The sequence below is a fragment of the Pseudonocardia nigra genome (genome assembly GCF_019396355.1).
Classification (GTDB): Bacteria; Actinomycetota; Actinomycetes; order Mycobacteriales; family Pseudonocardiaceae; genus Pseudonocardia; species Pseudonocardia nigra.
In genome coordinates, this window is record NZ_JAHKRK010000024.1 from 15,376 (window position 1) to 33,363 (window position 17,988).

The 17,988-nt window shown below is 73.8% G+C and carries 16 protein-coding genes; 10 read left to right on the plus strand and 6 right to left on the minus strand.

Going from position 1 to position 17,988, the window contains the following annotated elements:
- Window positions 1–51 precede the first annotated feature (51 nt).
- Both KME75_RS08960 and KME75_RS08965 read left to right on the plus strand, forming a co-directional pair.
- Window positions 52–2,562, plus strand: a complete 2,511-nt coding sequence (locus KME75_RS08960) for a molybdopterin oxidoreductase family protein (protein WP_308282654.1) — start codon at window positions 52–54, stop codon at window positions 2,560–2,562.
- Complete coding sequence (locus KME75_RS08965; protein WP_219414108.1) at window positions 2,559–3,047, plus strand: hypothetical protein; 489 nt, start codon at window positions 2,559–2,561, stop codon at window positions 3,045–3,047. Before KME75_RS08960 ends, KME75_RS08965 begins: the two co-directional genes overlap by 4 nt.
- Before the next feature lie 7 nt (window positions 3,048–3,054).
- On the opposite strand, the gene KME75_RS08970 is transcribed toward KME75_RS08965, so the two are convergent.
- Both KME75_RS08970 and KME75_RS08975 read right to left on the minus strand, forming a co-directional pair.
- Window positions 3,055–3,513, minus strand: a complete 459-nt coding sequence (locus KME75_RS08970; protein ID WP_219414109.1) for an STAS domain-containing protein — start codon at window positions 3,511–3,513, stop codon at window positions 3,055–3,057.
- Between the two features lie 187 nt (window positions 3,514–3,700).
- On the minus strand, window positions 3,701–3,895 hold the full coding sequence (locus tag KME75_RS08975) for a hypothetical protein (RefSeq protein ID WP_219414110.1): 195 nt from the start codon (window positions 3,893–3,895) through the stop codon (window positions 3,701–3,703).
- A gap of 58 nt (window positions 3,896–3,953) precedes the next feature.
- Between KME75_RS08975 and KME75_RS08980 the strand changes: the two genes are divergently transcribed.
- The 4 genes from KME75_RS08980 to KME75_RS08995 all read left to right on the plus strand — a co-directional run bounded on the left by KME75_RS08980 (window position 3,954) and on the right by KME75_RS08995 (window position 7,664).
- On the plus strand, window positions 3,954–5,306 hold the full coding sequence (locus KME75_RS08980; protein WP_219414111.1) for an APC family permease: 1,353 nt from the start codon (window positions 3,954–3,956) through the stop codon (window positions 5,304–5,306).
- Window positions 5,307–5,443: 137 nt separating this feature from the next.
- Window positions 5,444–6,403, plus strand: coding sequence for a hypothetical protein (locus tag KME75_RS08985; protein ID WP_219414112.1), 960 nt, complete (start codon window positions 5,444–5,446; stop codon window positions 6,401–6,403).
- Window positions 6,400–6,939: a phage holin family protein gene (locus KME75_RS08990; protein WP_219414113.1), complete on the plus strand. Its 540-nt coding sequence runs from the start codon at window positions 6,400–6,402 to the stop codon at window positions 6,937–6,939. Before KME75_RS08985 ends, KME75_RS08990 begins: the two co-directional genes overlap by 4 nt.
- A complete protein-coding gene (locus KME75_RS08995; protein ID WP_219414114.1) occupies window positions 6,936–7,664 on the plus strand; it encodes a DUF3618 domain-containing protein in 729 nt (242 codons plus the stop codon). The genes KME75_RS08990 and KME75_RS08995 overlap by 4 nt, the downstream gene beginning before the upstream one ends.
- A 72-nt stretch (window positions 7,665–7,736) precedes the next feature.
- Here the strand turns inward: KME75_RS08995 and KME75_RS09000 are convergent, their stop codons facing one another.
- Entirely contained in the window at window positions 7,737–8,864 is a 1,128-nt protein-coding gene (locus tag KME75_RS09000; protein WP_219414115.1) for an Rv2629 family ribosome hibernation factor, read from the minus strand.
- A 63-nt stretch (window positions 8,865–8,927) separates the two neighbouring features.
- On the opposite strand from KME75_RS09000, the gene KME75_RS09005 reads away from it, so the two are divergent.
- The 4 genes from KME75_RS09005 to KME75_RS09020 all read left to right on the plus strand — a co-directional run bounded on the left by KME75_RS09005 (window position 8,928) and on the right by KME75_RS09020 (window position 11,247).
- A complete protein-coding gene (locus KME75_RS09005) occupies window positions 8,928–9,407 on the plus strand; it encodes a hypothetical protein (protein ID WP_219414116.1) in 480 nt (159 codons plus the stop codon).
- A gap of 54 nt (window positions 9,408–9,461) precedes the next feature.
- Window positions 9,462–10,568 carry an AbrB family transcriptional regulator gene (locus tag KME75_RS09010; RefSeq protein ID WP_308282655.1) on the plus strand — a complete coding sequence of 369 codons (1,107 nt, stop codon included), beginning with the start codon at window positions 9,462–9,464 and terminating at the stop codon, window positions 10,566–10,568.
- Between the two features lie 36 nt (window positions 10,569–10,604).
- Window positions 10,605–10,979 (plus strand): VOC family protein, encoded by a 375-nt coding sequence (locus KME75_RS09015; RefSeq protein WP_219414117.1) that lies wholly within the window; start codon window positions 10,605–10,607, stop codon window positions 10,977–10,979.
- A 91-nt stretch (window positions 10,980–11,070) separates the two neighbouring features.
- A complete protein-coding gene (locus KME75_RS09020) occupies window positions 11,071–11,247 on the plus strand; it encodes a CsbD family protein (RefSeq protein ID WP_219414118.1) in 177 nt (58 codons plus the stop codon).
- A gap of 82 nt (window positions 11,248–11,329) precedes the next feature.
- Here the strand turns inward: KME75_RS09020 and KME75_RS09025 are convergent, their stop codons facing one another.
- From KME75_RS09025 to KME75_RS09035, 3 genes are all read right to left on the minus strand, one after another.
- Window positions 11,330–12,463 carry an AI-2E family transporter gene (locus KME75_RS09025; protein WP_219414119.1) on the minus strand — a complete coding sequence of 378 codons (1,134 nt, stop codon included), beginning with the start codon at window positions 12,461–12,463 and terminating at the stop codon, window positions 11,330–11,332.
- Window positions 12,464–12,999: 536 nt separating this feature from the next.
- A complete protein-coding gene (locus tag KME75_RS09030; protein ID WP_219414120.1) occupies window positions 13,000–13,530 on the minus strand; it encodes a response regulator in 531 nt (176 codons plus the stop codon).
- Window positions 13,527–17,915, minus strand: coding sequence for a HAMP domain-containing protein (locus KME75_RS09035; protein ID WP_219414121.1), 4,389 nt, complete (start codon window positions 17,913–17,915; stop codon window positions 13,527–13,529). The genes KME75_RS09030 and KME75_RS09035 overlap by 4 nt, the downstream gene beginning before the upstream one ends.
- Between the last annotated feature and the right edge of the window lie 73 nt (window positions 17,916–17,988).

The window sequence follows — 17,988 nt, forward strand, 5'->3', positions numbered from 1 at the left end:
GACGCGCGAGTCGCCCGAGTAGGCGCCGGAGCCACCGGGTACGGACGTTGCGTGACGGCAACGAATGCATCCGGAACCGACCGTCCCGGAACCGACCGCATCGCGGAGCCGTGGGGCGCCCGCACCCCGTACGGCCCGGGCGGTACCTGGCCGGTGCGGGTGGACGAGCACCTCGCGGACGGGGTCGACCCGGAGGCGGTGCAGCGCTGGGTCCGGTCGGCGTCGATCCTGCACTCCAACGGCGACGCGATGGACATCGCGGTGGCCGACGGGAGGATCGTCGGGGTCCGGGGCCGGGCGGAGGACCGCGTCAACCACGGGCGCCTGGGCCCCAAGGACCTGTACGGCTGGCAGGCGAACGCCTCGGCCGACCGGCTGACCCGCCCCCTGGTGCGGGAGGGCGGGCGCCTGGTCGAGACCGACTGGGACACCGCCATGAACCGCATCGTGGCCCGCAGCAAGGAGCTGCTCGCCGAGCAGGGCCCGAGCGCGCTGGGCTTCTACACGACCGGGCAGCTGTTCCTCGAGGAGTACTACACGCAGGCCGCGGTGGGGCACGGGGCGCTGTCCACCAACCACATGGACGGCAACACGCGGCTGTGCACCGCGACGGCCGCCGCCGCGCTGAAGGAGACCTTCGCCTGCGACGGCCAGCCCGGCTCCTACACCGACATCGACCACGCCGACGTCATCGCGCTGTTCGGGCACAACATGGCCGAGACGCAGACGGTGCTGTGGACGCGGATCCTCGACCGGCTCGCCGGGCCGAACCCGCCCGCCATCGTGTGCGTCGACCCGCGCGACACCCCGGTCGCCCGCGCGGCCCGCGAGGGCGGCGGGGTGCACCTCGCGCCGCTGCCGGGCACGAACGTCGCCCTGATGAACGGGCTGCTGCACGAGATCATCACCAACGGCTGGATCGACCGCGAGTACATCGACGCGCACACCGTCGGTTTCGCGGAGCTGGAGAAGCGGATCGCCGACTACCCGCCCGAGCGGGTGGCGCCGATCTGCGGTCTGGACGCGGCGCAGATCCGCGAGGCGGCGCGGGTGCTCGGGCACGCCGAGCGGCTGCTGTCCACCGTGCTGCAGGGCTTCTACCAGTCCCACCAGGCCTCGGCGGCGGCCGTGCAGGTCAACAACCTCAACCTCGTGCGCGGCATGCTGGGCCGCCCCGGCTGCGGGATCCTGCAGATGAACGGGCAGCCCACCGCGCAGAACACGCGCGAGTGCGGCGCCGACGGCGACATGGCCGGGTTCCGGAACTGGACGAACGACAGCCACGTCGCCGACCTCGCGAAGCACTGGAACCTCGACCCGTTCCAGATCCCGCACGCGGTGCCGCCCACCCACGCGATGCAGATCTTCCGCTACGCGGAGGAGGGCTCGATCCGGTTCCTGTGGGTCACGGGGACCAACCCCGCGGTGTCGCTGCCGGAGCTGTCGCGGATCCGCTCGATCCTGGCCCAGGAGCGGCTGTTCCTCGTGGTGCAGGACATCTTCCTCACCGAGACCGCGCAGCTCGCCGACGTCGTGCTCCCCGCCGCCACGTGGGGTGAGAAGACCGGCTGCTTCACCAACGTCGACCGGACCGTGCACATCTCCGACAAGGCGGTGGACCCACCCGGGCAGGCGCGTCCCGACCTGGACATCTTCCTCGACTACGCCCGCCGCATGGACTTCCGTGACCTCGACGGGCAGCCGTTCCCGCAGTGGCACGACGCCGAGTCGGCCTTCGCGGCGTGGGCGGCCTCCACCGAGGGCAGGCCGTGCGACTACACCGGCCTCAGCCACGACAAGCTGCGCGCCGCGCCGTCGGGCATCCAATGGCCGTGCAATGCCGAGAACCCCGACGGCACCGAGCGGCTCTACACCGACGGGAAGTTCTTCGCGAAGCCGGACTACTGCGAGAGCTACGGCCGGGACATGATCACCGGGGCGCCGCTGGAACCGACCGAGTACAAGGCGCTCAACCCCGACGGCAAGGCGATCATCAAGGCCGCCGGGTACCTCCCGCCGCACGAGCGGCCCGACGCCGAGCACCCGTTCGCCCTGACGACCGGCCGCACGCTCTACCAGTTCCACACCCGGACCAAGACCGGCCGGGCGCCGCAGCTGCAGGATGCCGCCCCCGAGGTGTGGGTGGAGTGCTCCGCCGGGGACGCCGAGCGGCTCGGGCTCGCCGAGGGCGACCTGGCCGAGGTCACCACCGCCCGCGGCGCCGTGCGGGCCCGCGTGCGGATCAGCGGCATCCGCGACGGTGTGCTGTTCGTCCCCTTCCACTACGGCTACTGGGACCGCGCCGGGGACGCGGAGCAGGACGGCGACCACGACCGGGCCGCCAACGAGCTCACCCCGACCGACTGGGACCCGGTGTCCAAGCAGCCGCTGTTCAAGACCGCCGCCGCGAGCATCACCCGCGTCGCCGGCAACGACGGGCGGGCCGCACCCGCCCCCACCACGACCGGTTCACGACCGGTGACCGAGGGCGTGCCGCCCACCCGGGGCGGGCCCGCCGCCCACGCGACCGAACGCCGGCAGCAGAGCGAGGGAGCTCGATGAAGAAGGTCAAGATGGTGCTGCGCGAGCTGCACCGCTCGGAGAACGGCCTCGCCCGCATGCTGCTCACGATCGCCGACCGCCACCGCGTGGACCACGAGGTCTTCCACGTGGCCCGCGACATCGCGCAGTGGTCGCAGATCCACGTGCACGAGATCGCCGAGGTGGGCCGGAACCACGGGCTCCGGCTCGACCCCGTGCCCACCGGCGGCGCCCCCGCCGTGGTCGAGCGGCTCGCGCAGCGCACGAGCGTGCTGCTCGGCAGGCGCCCCGAGCCCGGCCTGATGCTGCTGGCCGACCTGCGGCGCCTGCACCGCAAGGCGGCGGGCGTCTCGCTGGACTGGGAGCTGCTCGGTCAGAGCGCGCAGGCCACCCAGCGACGGGACCTGCTCGAGCTCTCGCAGCGCTGCCACCCGCAGACGCTGCGGCAGATGCGCTGGGCGAACGCTCAGCTCAAGCAGGTGGCCCCGCAGGTGCTGGCCAGCTGATCCGCGCTCAGGACGACCGGCCCGTCGATCCGGCGGGCCGGTCGGCGAGGGCGAGCTCGCCGAGCACGACATCGAGGGTGTCGCCGTGCGCCAGCACGGGGCCGAGGCCGGTGATCTCCAGCACCCGCCGCACGCACCGGGTGGCGCCCGCCGTGCGGAACCCCACCCCGTGTGCCTGGGCGTGCCGGCGCGCGTCCATCAACACGACGAGCCCCGTGGACCCGCAGAAGGTGACACCGCACAGGTCGACGACCAGGTGCCGCGGGCCGGCCGCCACGGCGGCGAACGCCGCGTCGCGCAGCAGCGGAGCGGTGCACAGGTCGACCTCGCCCGCCGGCGAGAGCACGCGGACCCCGGGACGGGGCTCGCCGACCGGGACGTGCAGCAGGTCGCGCCGCAGCGGTGTATCGTCGTGCAGCACCGCGCGGCTGCGGCGCGCGCGGGCGGCCTCGAAGCGCTGGGTCATCACGATGAACCCCGTCCGGTGGGCGACGGTCGGTGGGAGGCGCCGGGCTTTACCCTGCACCCGCCGCTCGCCGGACGCAACACTCCGACACGATCAAGCGACGCACGGTCGCCGTAGCGGGTCCCGGGTGGGGGGTAGCGCCGTCCGTTCGGGGACGCCGCACCGGATCCTGTTCCGCCCTGTGCGGCTATCGCCCCTGATCGGCGTCGGTGTCGACCACGTCGGGGCTGTCGGCCCGCCCGTCCTCGTCCAGCGCCGACGCATCGGCGTCCGGCCGGTCCTCGGGCGGGGCCGTCATCGTCGGCCCGGCGTCCTGGTCCGGTTCGGCGTCCTGGTCGGGTTCGTCGGGGTCGTGTTCGTCGGGGTTCTCGGCTCGCGTCATGGTCGGGGCATACCCGCCGTCGGCGTTTCGAACGACCGCGCAACGGCGAATTGGTGACATGGCGACCGATGCGGTGAGCGGAACCCACGAGGACACCCGGCTGCGGCGCGCGGTGAGCGGCAAGGTGCTGCTGCTGTTCGTGATCGGCGACGTGCTCGGTGCGGGCATCTACACCCTGGTCGGGGAGGCCTCCGCGGAGGCGGGCGGCGCGCTGTGGCTGGCGCTGCTCGTGGCACTCGGGCTGGCTCTGCTGACCGCGGCCTCCTACGTCGAGCTCGTCACCCGGTTCCCGCGCGCGGGCGGCGCCGCGGTGTTCGCCCACCGGGCGTTCCGCAGCGAGGCCGTCTCGTTCCTGATCGGCTTCTGCGGGCTCGCGGCGGGCGTCACCAGCGTGGCCGGGCTGGCGCTGGCGTTCGGCGGCGAGTACCTCGCCGCGCTCGTCGATCTGCCGCCGCTACCCGTCGCGCTGGCGTTCCTGCTCGCGATCGGGCTGCTCAACGCGCGCGGCATCGCCGAGTCGATGGGCGCGAACGTCGTCATGACGCTGACCGAGTCGGCGGGCCTCGTGCTCGTCGTCGTCCTCGGCGTGCTCGTCGTCAGCCGCGGGGACGCCGACGCGGCCCGGCTCACCGCCATGCCCGCACCCGACGCCGGCGGCATCGCGATCGCGGTGCTCGCGGCCGCGGCACTCGCCTTCTACTCGTTCGTCGGCTTCGAGACGTCGGCCAACCTCGCCGAGGAGACGAAGAACGTGCGCCGCAGCTACCCCCTCGCGCTCATCGGCGGGCTGCTCGTCGCCGGGGTGCTGTACCTGCTCGTCGGGCTCACCGTGACGGTCACCGTGCCGCCCGAGCAGCTCACCGGCTCGACGGGCCCGCTGCTCGAGGTCGTGCGGGTCGCCGACGTCGGCGTCCCGACCTCGCTGTTCGCGATCGTCGCCCTCGTCGCGGTGGCCAACACCGCGCTGCTCACCGGGATCTACTCCAGCCGCCTCGCCTACGGGATGGTCACCGACGGGCTGCTGCCCGCGGTGCTCGGCCGTGTGCTGCCCGGCAGGCGTACGCCGTGGGTGGCCATCGTCGCCACCCTGGCGGTGTCGGTGGCGCTGACGTTCACCGGTGACCTCGCCGACCTGGCCAACACCGTCGTCCTGCTGCTGCTCGTGACGTTCGCCAGCACCAACCTGGCGGTGATCGTGCTGCGCCGCAGGCCGCAGGAGGGCGAGGCCGACCACGTCCGCGTGCCGCTGGTCCTGCCCGCGCTCGGGCTGCTGTCGTGCGTGGCGCTCGCGACCCAGCAGGAGGCGGGGGTGTGGCTGCGCGCCGGGCTGCTGCTCCTGCTGGGCGTGGTGCTGTACGGGATCACCCGCCTGGGCCGCGCCGTGGGCGGGCGGCGCGCCGCCCGCGGCTGACCTCGCCGGCCTCGTCCGGGCCGGTCCCCCTGCCGGACTGGGCCGATCGGGCACAGCGTGTGGTTGCCCGTCCCCGGGCGGGGTAGCCCAACTGGCGATCAGATCGGCCACATCGACGAGGACAGGGAGCTTGCTCGATGAGTCAGCACACGAGCGGTTACGGGCCGGGGGCCGCTGCCGGTCCCGGAACCGGCGGAGGCACCGGCCAGGTTGCGCGCGACGAAGCGGCACAGGTGGGCCGGACCGGCGCCGAGGCGGGCAAGCACGTCGCGAACACCGCGGCGGAGCAGGCAGGCGCAGTGGCCGACGAGGCCCGCCGCCAGGCCAAGGACCTGCTCGGCGAGGCCCGCAACCAGGCCAACGAGCAGGCCAGGAACGGCCAGCAGAAGGCCACCGACGGCCTGCGCGCCCTCGCCGCGGAACTCCACGAGATGGCCGACCGCGGCGACCAGCACGGACCGGCGTCCGATCTCGCCAAGCAGGCGGCGAGCCGGGTCGACGACGCCGCGGAGTGGCTCAGCCGCCGGGAACCGGGCGACCTGCTCGAGGAGGTCCGCAACCTGGCACGGCGCCGCCCCGGTGCGTTCCTGATCGGCGCGGCCCTCGCCGGCGCGGTGGCCGGGCGGCTGACGCGCGGCGCCGTCGACGCCAACCGCGACACGAGTGGGCAGCACGCCGCGCCGCCGCCGGTTCCCGCGCCACGCCCGGCCGCCGCCCCGCCCCCCGGGTACCCCGCGGGCCCGCCCACGCCGCTGCCGTACGACGCGCCCGGCGCCGCCTACCCGCCGCCGGGAGGCCCGGTCGGGGCCCCGGGCGGGCCGCCGCCGTACGCACCGGGCTCCGCCCCGCCCGGCGTCCCCGCCGGTGGCCCCGGCTACCCGGCGCCGCCCGCTTACCCCGCACCGGGCGGGCCCGGCCCGGCGCCCGCCGGTCCGGGTGCACCCGGCTCCGGTCCCCCGCCGCCGGCCCGGCCGGGCGACCCGCCGCGGTCGGAGGCGACGACGGTCGGTGACTACGTCGAGGACCTGGAGCGTGGCGCCGCACCGCGGCCGGACAATCCGGTGCACCCGAACCCGCAGCACGGGGGTCCCCGATGACGGCACCCACTCCCCCCACCGGCAGCGGCGCGTACGCGCCTCCGGCGGGACCGGCGGGACCGGCGGGACCGGCCGGGCCGGCGGGCCCACCCCCGGGCGCGCCACCGGCGGCCGCCGCCCACCAGGCCCACCAGCCGGGCCCGGACATCTCCAACGCCTCGGTGGGCGAGCTGCTCTCCAACGTGACCCGGGACCTGTCGACCCTCATGCGCCAGGAGCTCGCGCTGGCACAGGCCGAGATCAAGCAGGAGGCGGCGAAGACCGGCAAGGCGGCGGGCGCCCTCAGCGGTGCCGCACTGGCCGGGTACTTCGTCCTGCTGTTCCTGTCGCTCGCGCTGTGGGGCGGGCTGTCCAACGTCATGGACGCCGGCTGGGCGGGGCTCATCGTCGCCGTCGTGTGGGGCGTCATCGCGGCCGTGCTGGCCTCCATGGGCCGCACCAAGCTGCGCCAGGTGCACCCCAAGCCGGAGCGCACCGTCGACACCCTCAGCCACGTTCCCGACGCACTCAAAGGCCAGCGAGGAGGACCAGCGTGACCAGCCCGAGCTACGGGACGGGCGGCGGCCAGGCCGCCGATCCCGACCAGATCCGCCGTGACATCGAGCGGACGCAGTCGCACCTCAGCACCGACGTCGACGCCCTCACCGAGAAGGTGACGCCGGGCCGGGTCGTCGAGCGCCGCATGAACCGGGCCCGCAGCACCGCGGGCCGCTGGAAGGACAAGGTGATGGGCAGCAACCCGCTCCACTCGAGCACACACACCGTCTCCGGCACGCACGCGGGCGGCGGGGCCCGCGAGACCGCGCACCACATGGCCGACTCGGTGTCCGGTACCACGTCGTCGGGCGCGTCCGGCGTCTCCGACGCCGCCTCGAGCGCGGCACACACCGTGTCCGAGGCGCCCGCGGCGGCGCGCCGGCAGGCCCAGGGCAACCCCCTCGCCGCCGGGCTCATCGCGTTCGGCGCCGGCTGGCTGATCTCGTCGCTGCTGCCCGCGAGCAACCGCGAGCAGGAGCTGGCGACCCAGGCCAAGGACCGCGCCGGAGAGTACGGGCAGCCGGTGGCCGAGGCCGCGAAGCAGGCGGCCACCGAGGTGAAGGACAACCTCAGCGGGCCGGCGCAGGAGGCCGCGGAGTCGGTGAGGTCGACCGCCACGGAGGCCGGCCGGACCGTCGCCGACGAGGGCCGCTCGGCCGGCCAGCAGGTGCAGGGCCAGGCCAAGGACTCCGCGGGCCACGTGCGGGACAACGCCCAGCAGTAGCCCTCGCACGACAACGGCCCCTTCCCGCTCGGGAAGGGGCGGTTCTCGTCGTCCGTCTCTCGTCCGGGCGGGTCAGGCGCCGCTGGGCAGCGGGTAGCGCAGCAGCGCGGCCACACCGTCGGCCATCGGGCGCCCGACGAGGCCGGTGCGGCCACCCCCGACCGGCACGAACGCGGCCCCGGAGCACGCCGCCGCCCGCAGCAGCGCGGCGTCGACGGGCACCCGCTCGGTCGGGTCGGTGCCGATCGCGCGCAGGTCGTCCTCGCTGGTGGCGAGCCGGGTCGGCACCTCGGAGATCCACACCTCGGTGTCCCGGTCGACGGCGCCGTCCACGAGGAGGGTGTCGACGGCCTCGGCCCGCAGCGCCGCGAGGACGCGCTCGATCCCGTCGACGGCGAGCCCGTCGGGCCGCCCGGCGGCCTGGTCGTAGCGCTCGAGCACGGCGCGCCGGTCGTCGGTCACCGCGTCCTGCACGGCCTCGGCGACCGCCGCGGCCAGCACATCGGCATCGGCACCCCCGCTGTGGTCGAGCTCGACCGCCATCCCGGCCGCCCGCTCCCCCAGCGCGTCCCGCAGCCGCGAGCGCGACCGCGGGTCGCCCGCGATCACCAGCAGGCGCGCTCCGGTGGCCGCGACGTGCCGGTCGACGCGCTCGGCGACCTCGGCCGTGTTGCGCCGCCAGCTCTCCTCCACGCGCTCCTGCATGTTGAGGTGCGACCAGCCGCCCGCCCGCACCTTGTGCACGAGGTACTCGCTGCCCTCGACGTCCTCGACCGGCACCGGCTCGGCGCCGGGACCGGCCGCGAAGATCTCGCCGCCGGTCTCGTCGATCCGGACGATCACTGCCGACACCGGCTCGGGCTGGTCGACCAGCATCGGGAGCAGGCCGGGCAGCGGTTCCCACCGCGCCGACGGCACAGCGGGCGGCTCGGGCAGCGTCCGGTCCAGCAGCACCTCGCCACCGCGGCCCACGAGCACGCGCCCGGCCCGCCCCACGGCGGGCTCTCCCGAGCCGACGGCGCCCTCGAGCGCGTCCAGGGTGGCCTCGTCCGCCCCCTGCTCCGCCAGCTGGGATCGGGCCTCCGTCCAGCGCAGCTGCGCAGCGCGCGCGGCGTCCTCGGTGTCGTGTGACGCGTCCAGGTAGACCGTCGCGAAGGGGCCGGGCTTCTCGGTCAGGTTCCGGAGGAATTGGAGGTCCACACCGGAGGCGGTACCCGTTGACCCGGGCCGCGTAACGGGCGCCACGATGGGAAAGCCCTTTGCATGAACCGATCGCTGCTGGCCGGACTCGCCGCGGGCGCCGCGGGCACCACGGCCCTCAATCTCGTCACCTACCTCGACATGGTCGTGCGCGCCCGGCCGGCGAGCTCGACGCCCGAGGAGACCGTGCGCAAGTCCGAGGAGCTCGCGCACGCGAGCCTGTCCGCCGAGGGCCCCGACAGCGAGTCGGCGAGCAACCGCCGCTCCGGGCTCGGCGCGCTGCTCGGCATCGCGGCCGGGCTGGGCACGGGCGCCCTCTACGGGCTGGTGCGCCCGCGGCTGGACGGCGTACCGCTGCCGGTGCTCGGCATCGGCGCCGGGCTCGCCGCGAACGTCGGCACCACCGGCCCGATGGCCGCGCTCGGCGCCACCGACCCGCGGACGTGGCCCGGGAGCTCGTGGGTCTCCGACCTCGTCCCGCACCTGGCCTACGGGTTCACGACCGCCGCCGTGTGGGAGCTCGTCCAGTCCCGCTCCCGGTAGCGGCACCCAGTCACCGTCAGGAAAGCCACGTTCCGGTCGCTGAGTGACCGGAACGTGGCTTTCCCGACACTCGGCAGCCGTCCCGTGCGCCGCCGACCGGGCGTGGTCGAGGATCGGGGCGTGCTGGGGCGGGCGTGGACGCGGTGGGCGCTGCTCGTCGCGCTCACCGTGGCGGTGACGGCAGCGGTGGCGGTGGCCGCGGTCCCCTCCCCCGCCCTGTTCGCCGGGCTCCTCGTCGCCACGGGCCTCGCGCTGGCCGGGCGGGCGCCTGCCGCCATCCCGAGGGCGGCGACGACGGCGGGGCAGGCGGTCATCGGCGTCGTCATCGGGGTGCTGGCGCAGCCGTCGACACTGGCGGGGCTCGCACCGGTCTGGCTGCCGGTGGTCGCGATCGGGGTCGGCACGCTGGCGCTCAGCATGGGCGCCGGGCTGCTGCTCGGGGTGCGCCCCGGTGTCTCGCCGCTGACCGGGGTGCTGGCGCTGACCGCGGGCGGCGCGTCCGGGCTGGTGGCGATCAGCCGGGACCTGGGCGGCGACGAGCGGGTGGTGGCGGTCGTCCAGTACCTGCGGGTCGGGCTGGTCACGGCGACGATGCCGGTGGTCGCGGCGGTCGTGTTCGGCGCCTCCGGCAGCGCGGTCGCCGGGCCGGACAGCGGCGGGGCACCGTGGCCGCTGGACGTCGGGTTCGTCGTGGTCTGTGCGCTGGCGGGCGTCGCCCTCGCCCGGCTCGCACGCCTGCCGGCGGGCGGGCTGCTCGGCCCGATGGCGGTCGCGATCGCGCTCAAACTCGCCGGATGGTCGTTCGGGGCGAACCCACCCGCGCTGCTCGTCGAGGTCGCTTACGCGGTGATCGGCTGGCAGGCCGGCGTCCGGTTCACCCGCGAGAGCCTGCGCACCGTGCTCGGGGTGCTTCCGCTGGCCACGGCGCTGATCGCCGCCGTGATCGCCGCGTCGGCCGGGCTCGGGCTGCTGCTGTCGGCGATGACCGGCGCCACCGCGCTCGAGGGCTACCTCGCGACCACCCCCGGCGGGGTCTACGCCGTGCTCGCCACCGCGATCTCCGCGGGCACCGACGTCACGTTCGTGGTGGCGGTGCAGGTGCTGCGGGTGATCGTCATGCTGTTGGTGGCGCCCGCGCTGGCCCGGTTGTTCGTGCGGTAGGGCAGGTCTGTCGGTGCCCGCCGCTACCGTCGCCGCATGAGTACCGCCATCGCAACGTTCAGCGTCGCCGTCGTCGACTGCCGGGAACCGCGGGCCGTCGCGGAGTTCTACAGCGCGCTCACCGGCGCGCCCGTCGAGCGGGCCGACGACGGCTGGGTGCAGCTCGCCGCCACCAGAGGCGTCGCGCTCGCCTTGCAGCACGCGCCCGACCACGTCCCGCCGCAGTGGCCCGAGGCGGCCCACCCGCAGCAGCTGCACCTCGACTTCGACGTGCCCGACCTCGATGCCGCGGAGGAGCGGGTGCTCGCGATCGGCGCGCGCAAGCACGAGCACCAGCCCGGCGAGAACTTCCGCGTCTACCTCGACCCGGCGGGCCACCCGTTCTGCCTGGTCCGGGCCGGGTCGGTCTGACCACCCCCCCGAACGGGTGAGTTCGTGTCGGGGCGCGTCGCCGCGGGTAGCCCTGCACCTGAAACCGCATCGGCTGGACCGGGAGGTGGCCATGGGTACCGACGACAAGATCGACAACAAGGCCGAGGAGCTCAAGGGCAAGGCCAAGGAGAAGGTCGGCCAGGCCACGGGCGACGAGGAGATGGAGGCCGAGGGCCACACCGACCAGATGAAGGGCAACGTCAAGCAGGCGGGCGAGAAGGTCAAGGACGTCTTCCGCAACAGCTGACAGATTCCGGACCCGGGCCCCGGCCGTTCCCCCGTGCGGCCGGGGCCCACCCCTGTGCCGGCCCGGTCAGGACGCATCCGGGTCAGGACGCGGTCGCCTCCCCGCGGGCGCGGCGGTCGCGCAGGAACGCGCCCGTCCGGACCACGCAGGCAGCCACCGGCACCGCGAGCAGGGCTCCGAGCACGCCGAGCAGCGCCGTCCCGATCGCCACGGCGACGATCACGGCGAACGCGGGCAGCCGCACCAGCCGCGACATGAGCGCCGGTTCCAGGAACTGCCCTTCCGCGAACTGTACTCCGAGGATCACCGCCAGCGTGGCCGCAGCGACGCCCAGCCCGCCGTCGGCCAGCGCCACGAGCACGGCCACCGAGCCGGCCACGAACGCCCCGATGATCGGCACCTGCGCGCCCACGAAGATCAGCAGCGCGAGCGGCACCACCGCGGGCACCCCGAGCAGCCAGATCCCGAGCCCGATGAGCACCGCGTCGATCAGCCCGATCAGCAGCTGGGCCCGCACGTACGCCCCGAGCGTCGTCCACAGCTGGTCGCCGAGCTCGAGCGCGTCGGCCCGGCGGCGGCGTGGCACCAGGAGGTCGGCGGCGCCGCGGGCGATCCGGTCGCCCTGGTAGAGCAGGAAGTACAGCGCGAGCACAGCGAGCACCACGCCGGACAGCACGGTCACGGCCGTCACCGCCACGCCGACGGTGCCGGCCACCGGGTCGGCCCCCAGCACCGCCGCCGCGGCGTCGCCCGCGAGCTGTTCGGCGTTGCCGAGCCGGGCGCCGCCGGGCAGCCGGGCCAGGAACTCCTGCAGCTGCTGCACGGCGGTGGCGATCGAGTCGACCAGCGTGGGGATCTCGTCCACGAGCGCCGGGATCGGCCCGGCCACCAGCCCCGCGATGACCACGAGCAGCCCGAGCACGAGCGTGAGCGCCGCGAGCGCGCGCGGCCAGCCGGAGCGGACCATGCGGTGGCGCAGCGGCGTCAGCGCCGCCGCCGGGAACAGCGCGATGAGCAGCGGCACCACGACGATCGCGAGCCGGGCCAGCGCCCACAGCACGAGCGCGGCGAGCACCAGCACACCGATCGCCGCCCAGGCCACCACCGCGACCCGCCGGGCCCGCGCCGTCGGGGGCTCGGCCGGGCCGGCGGGCCCCGGCGACACCGCCCGGTCGCCCGGCCCCGGCGGCGCCGGTGTCGCGCCCGGCTCCGTCACGCCGGCACCTCCGCCCTGATCCCGCTCATCGCCCGGCGGGTGCCCGTTCCGCCGCCTCCGAACCGCCGCCGCACCGCCGCCGACCGCCCCGAACGCGCCGCGCGCCCCGCCGGTCGCCCACCGTCCCATGATCACCGCGAGATACGCACTACCGCACCCGGGACAGCAACAACCACCACCTCACGACGATCACCGCGGCCATGATCACCACGAGACACGCGTCCGCGCACCCGGAACAACGAGAACCGCCAACTCGCGACGATCACCCGTCGCCACCCCCCGCGGCCCCAAGATCACCACGAGATACGCGTCGGCGCACTCGGAACTGCAAGAACAGCCATCTCACGACGATCACCCGTCGCCCCCCCCCGCAGTCCCGAGATCACCGCGAGATGCGCACCACGGCACCCGGGACAGCAACAACCACCACCTCATGACGATCACCCCGGCCAGGATCACCACGAGACACGCGTCCGCGCACCCGGAACGACGAGAACAGCCATCTCACGACGATCACCCGCGCGGCGGCCGCCGCGTCAGCGCGGGTTGCGTACCCCCGCCAGCCGGGCCTTGGCGCGTTCGACCGCGTCGGGCTCGGAGCTCTCCAGCAGCCGCAGGGCGTCGTCGACCGCCGAGCGCAGGAGCCCGTACTCGGTGGCGCGGGCGGCGAGCTGGGTGTGCATGGTCCACAGGTCGACGAACACGGCGACCTTGGACCGCAGCACCCAGGGGTCGAAGGGCTTGGTGATGTAGTCCACCGCGCCCGCCTGGTAGCCGCGGAACGCCAGGTGCGGGTCGTAGTCGACCGCGGTGAGGAACAGGATGGGGATGTGCCGCGTGCGTTCCCGCTGCTTGACGTGCCCGGCGGTCTCGAAGCCGTCCATGCCGGGCATGTGCGCGTCGAGCAGGATCACGGCGAAGTCCTCGGACAGCAGCCGCTTGAGGGCGTCCTCACCGCTGGTGACCGCCACGATCTCGATGGGCAGCCCTTCGAGGATCGCCTGCAGCGCGAGCAGGTTCTCGCGCCGGTCGTCCACGGCCAGCACCCGGGCCGTCTTCTTGATCATCCCACCGTCTCCACGCGATTCGGCCGCACCCAGGCCGCCATCAGGGCGAGCAGCTCATCGAGATCCACCGGCTTCGTGACGTACTCGGTGGCTCCCGCGGCGAGGCTGGACTCCCGGTCGCCCGGCATCGCCTTCGCCGTGAGGAACACGACGGGCAGGTCACGGCCCTGCGGCAGCGCCCGGATCCGCCGGGTCGTCTCGTTGCCGTCGAGGTCGGGCATCATCGCGTCCATCAGGACCACGTCCACCTCCGGGTGCTGGGTGAGCAGCCGGATGCCGTCGGTCCCGTTGTCGGCGTAGAGCACGGTCAGCCCGTGCAGCTCCAGCGCACTGGTCAGGGCGAACACGTTGCGCACGTCGTCGTCGACGATCAGCACGGTCACGCCGGTGAGCGACGGCGCCGGCCGGGCGGCAGCGGGACCACCGGGCGTGGTGCGGAGGATCGGGTTCGGGGGCGCGGGCGGCTCCGGTGCCGACATCGGCGGCATCGGGGGCAGCTCGACGGTGCGCCGGGGCAGCATCCTGGCCGCGGCGGCCGTGACCGGGGGCAGCTCGTCGGGCAGCAGCAGCGTGAACACCGAGCCGCTCCCGACCTCGGACGTGACCTCGATCTTGCCCCCCAGCATCCGCGCGAGCTCCTTGGAGATCGACAGCCCCAGGCCGGTGCCGCCGTACTTGCGGCTGGTCGTGCCGTCGGCCTGCTGGAACGCCTCGAAGATCATCTCGAGCTTGGCGTCCGGAATGCCGATACCCGTGTCGCGCACCGCGAACTCGATCACCTGCCGGGCGGAGTCGAGCGCCGGCACGCCGTGCAGCGTGCCGGCGGGCGCCGGCCCGATGTGCAGCGTGACGTGCCCGCTGTCGGTGAACTTGACGGCGTTGGCCAGCAGGTTGCGCAGGATCTGCTGCAGCCGCTGAGCATCGGTGGTGATCATCTCGGGGAGCCCGGGCTCGGTCTCGACGCGCAGCTCGAGCCCCTTGTCCTCGGCCTGCGGCCGGAACGCCTGCTCGACGTAGCCCTGCACGTGCGCCAGCTCCACCGGCGCGGGGTCGACGTCCACCCGGCCCGCCTCGATCTTGGACAGGTCGAGGATGTCGTCGATCAGCCGCAGCAGGTCCGAGCCCGCGCTGTGGATCGTGCTCGCGAACTCGATCTGCTTGTCGGTGAGGTTGCGGTCGGGGTTGTCGGCGAGCAGCCGCGAGAGCAGCAGCAGCGAGTTGAGCGGGGTGCGCAGCTCGTGGCTCATGTTGGCCAGGAACTCCGACTTGTACTGGCTGGCCAGCGCCAGCTGCTGCGCCTTCTCCTCGACGCCGCGACGGGCGGCGTCGATCTCCATGTTCTTGATCTCGACGTTGCGGTTCTGCTCGAAGAGCTGCTCCGCCTTCTCCTCCAGCTCCGCGTTGGCCCGTTGCAGCTCGGCGGACTGGTCCTGCAGCTCCATCGCGAGGCCCTGGGACTGCGAGAGCAGCTCCTCGGTGCGCCGGTTGGCCCGGATCGTGGTGATCGCGACGCCGATCGTGGCGACCAGGCGCTCCAGGAACATCATGTGCAGCGGCGAGAACGACACCACCGAGCCCAGCTCGATGACGCCCAGGCATTCGTCCTCGAACTGCACGGGCAGCACCACCACGGCCCGCGGTGCCGCGGAGCCGACGCCCGAGCGGATCGGGAGGTAGTCCGGCGGCACCTTCTCGACGACCACCACCTGGCGGGTCGCGGCGGCCTGCCCGACCAGTCCCTCCCCCGTGCCGAACGCCAGCGGCGGGTCGCCGGGGCCCAACGCGTATCCGCCGCGCATCACCCACTGGGCGTCCTCGGCCAGGAAGAACGCGCCCACCTGCGCGTTCACCAGGGGCGCGACCTCCTCCATGATCATGCGGCAGACCTCGCCGAGGTCGCGCTGGCCCTGCAGCAGCCCGCCGATGCGCGCGAGGTTGGAGTCGAGCCAGCCCTGCTCGGCGTTGGCCTTCGTGGTCTCGCGCAGGGCGACGATCATCTGGTTGATCGTGTCCTTGAGGTCGGCCACCTCGCCCTGCGCGGCCACCATGATCTGCTGCGTGAGGTCGCCGCTCGCCACCGCGGTCGACACGGCCGAGATCGCCCGCAGCTGGGTGGTGAGCGTGGACGCCAGCTGGTTGACGTTCTCGGTGAGGTCGCGCCACGTGCCGGCGACGCCCTTGACCTCGGCCTGGCCACCGAGCTTGCCCTCGGTGCCCACCTCGCGGGCCACGCGGGTGACCTCGTCGGCGAACGACGACAGCTGGTCCACCATCGTGTTCACGGTCGACTTGAGCTCGAAGATCTCGCCACGCGCGTCCACGGTGATCTTCTGGCTCAGGTCGCCGCGCGCGACGGCCGTGGTGACCTGCGCGATGTTGCGCACCTGCGCCGTGAGGTTCCCCGCCAGCTCGTTCACGTTCTCGGTGAGGTCGCGCCACGTGCCCGCGACGCCCTTGACCGTGGCCTGGCCGCCCAGCTTGCCCTCGGTGCCCACCTCCCGCGCCACGCGCGTGACCTCGTCGCCGAACGACGACAGCTGGTCCACCATCGTGTTCACCGTCGACTTCAGCTCGAGGATCTCCCCCCGGGCGTCCACCGTGATCTTCTGCGACAGGTCCCCCCGCGCCACCGCCGTGGTGACCTGCGCGATGTTGCGCACCTGCGCCGTCAGGTTCCCCGCCAGCTCGTTGACGTTCTCGGTGAGGTCCCGCCACGTCCCGGCGACGCCCTTGACCTCGGCCTGCCCACCCAGCTTGCCCTCGATGCCGACCTCGCGGGCCACCCGGGTGACCTCGTCGGCGAACGACGACAGCTGATCCACCATCGTGTTCACCGTCGACTTGAGTTCCAGGATCTCCCCGCGCGCGTCGACCGTGATCTTCTGCGACAGGTCCCCCCGCGCCACCGCCGTGGTCACCTGCGCGATGTTGCGCACCTGCCCCGTCAGGTTGAAGGCCATGTAGTTGACGTTGTCGGTGAGGTTGCGCCAGGTGCCCGCGACGCCCTCGACCTCGGCCTGACCGCCGAGCTTGCCCTCGGTACCCACCTCGCGGGCCACACGCGTGACCTCGTCGGCGAACGACGACAGCTGGTCCACCATCGTGTTCACCGTCGACTTCAGCTCGAGGATCTCCCCCTGCGCGTCGACCGTGATCTTCTGCGACAGGTCGCCCCGCGCCACCGCCGTGGTCACCTGCGCGATGTTGCGCACCTGTGCCGTGAGGTTCCCGGCCAGCTCGTTGACGTTCTCGGTGAGGTCGCGCCAGGTGCCCGACACGTTCGGGACGGCCGCCTGCCCGCCGAGCTTGCCCTCGATGCCCACCTCGCGGGCCACGCGCGTGACCTCGTCGGCGAACGACGACAGCTGGTCGACCATCGTGTTCACGGTCGACTTCAGGTCGAGGATCTCCCCGCGCGCGTCGACGGTGATCTTCTGCGAGAGGTCGCCGCTCGCGACCGCGGTGGCCACCTGGGCGATCCCGCGCACCTGCGCGGTGAGGTTGGCCGCCATGAGGTTCACCGCGTCGGTGAGGTTCTTCCAGGTGCCGGCCACGTTCGGGACGACGGCCTGGCCGCCGAGCCGGCCGTCGGTGCCCACCTCGCGTGCCACGCGCGTGACCTCGTCGGCGAACAGGCGCAGCGTGTCGGTGAGCCAGTTGATCGTGTCGGCCAGCTCCGCGACCTCGCCGCGCGCGCTGACTGTGATCTTGCGCGACAGATCGCCCTGCGCGATCGCGGTGGCCGCGTAGGAGATCGACCGCACCTGGTTGGTGAGGTTGCTCGCCATCGTGTTCACCGAGTCGGTGAGCGCCCGCCAGGTGCCCGCCACACCGTGCACGTCGGCCTGGCCGCCCAGGCGGCCGTCGGTGCCGACCTCGCGCGCCACGCGCGTGACCTCGTCGGCGAAGCTCGAGAGCTGGTCGACCATCGTGTTCACGGTGCGGCCGATCCGCCGGAACTCCCCGCGCAGCGGCCTGCCCTCGATCTCCAGGGCCATGTGCTGGGACAGGTCGCCCTCGGCCACCGCCTCGATCACCCGGGCGATCTCGGCGGTCGGCTCGGCCAGGTCGTCGATCAGGGCGTTGATCGCCCGTGCGCCGCTGGCCCAGTCGCCGTCGTAGGACTCCTCGTCGAGCCGTTCGGACATCCGGCCCTCGCGCCCGACGACCCGGCTGATCCGCAGGAGGTCCCGGTTGCGCCGTTCCTGCAGGCTCACCAGCTCGTTGAACTGATCGACCACCTCGCCCGCCAGCCCGTCGCGCCGCGAGAGTCGGACGCCGAAGCTGCCCTGCCGCACCTGCTGCAACGCCTCGGCCAGCTCCCCCAGCAGCGCGCTGTCGCCGGTGTCGCCACGGGCCGTGCCGTCGCGCTGTGTCGTGGTCATGACCGCCGTCCTCCCCATGCTCGGCCCGGCCGGGCACGGGCGTGCGCCGTGGCACCGGCTCGGCCACCGCAGG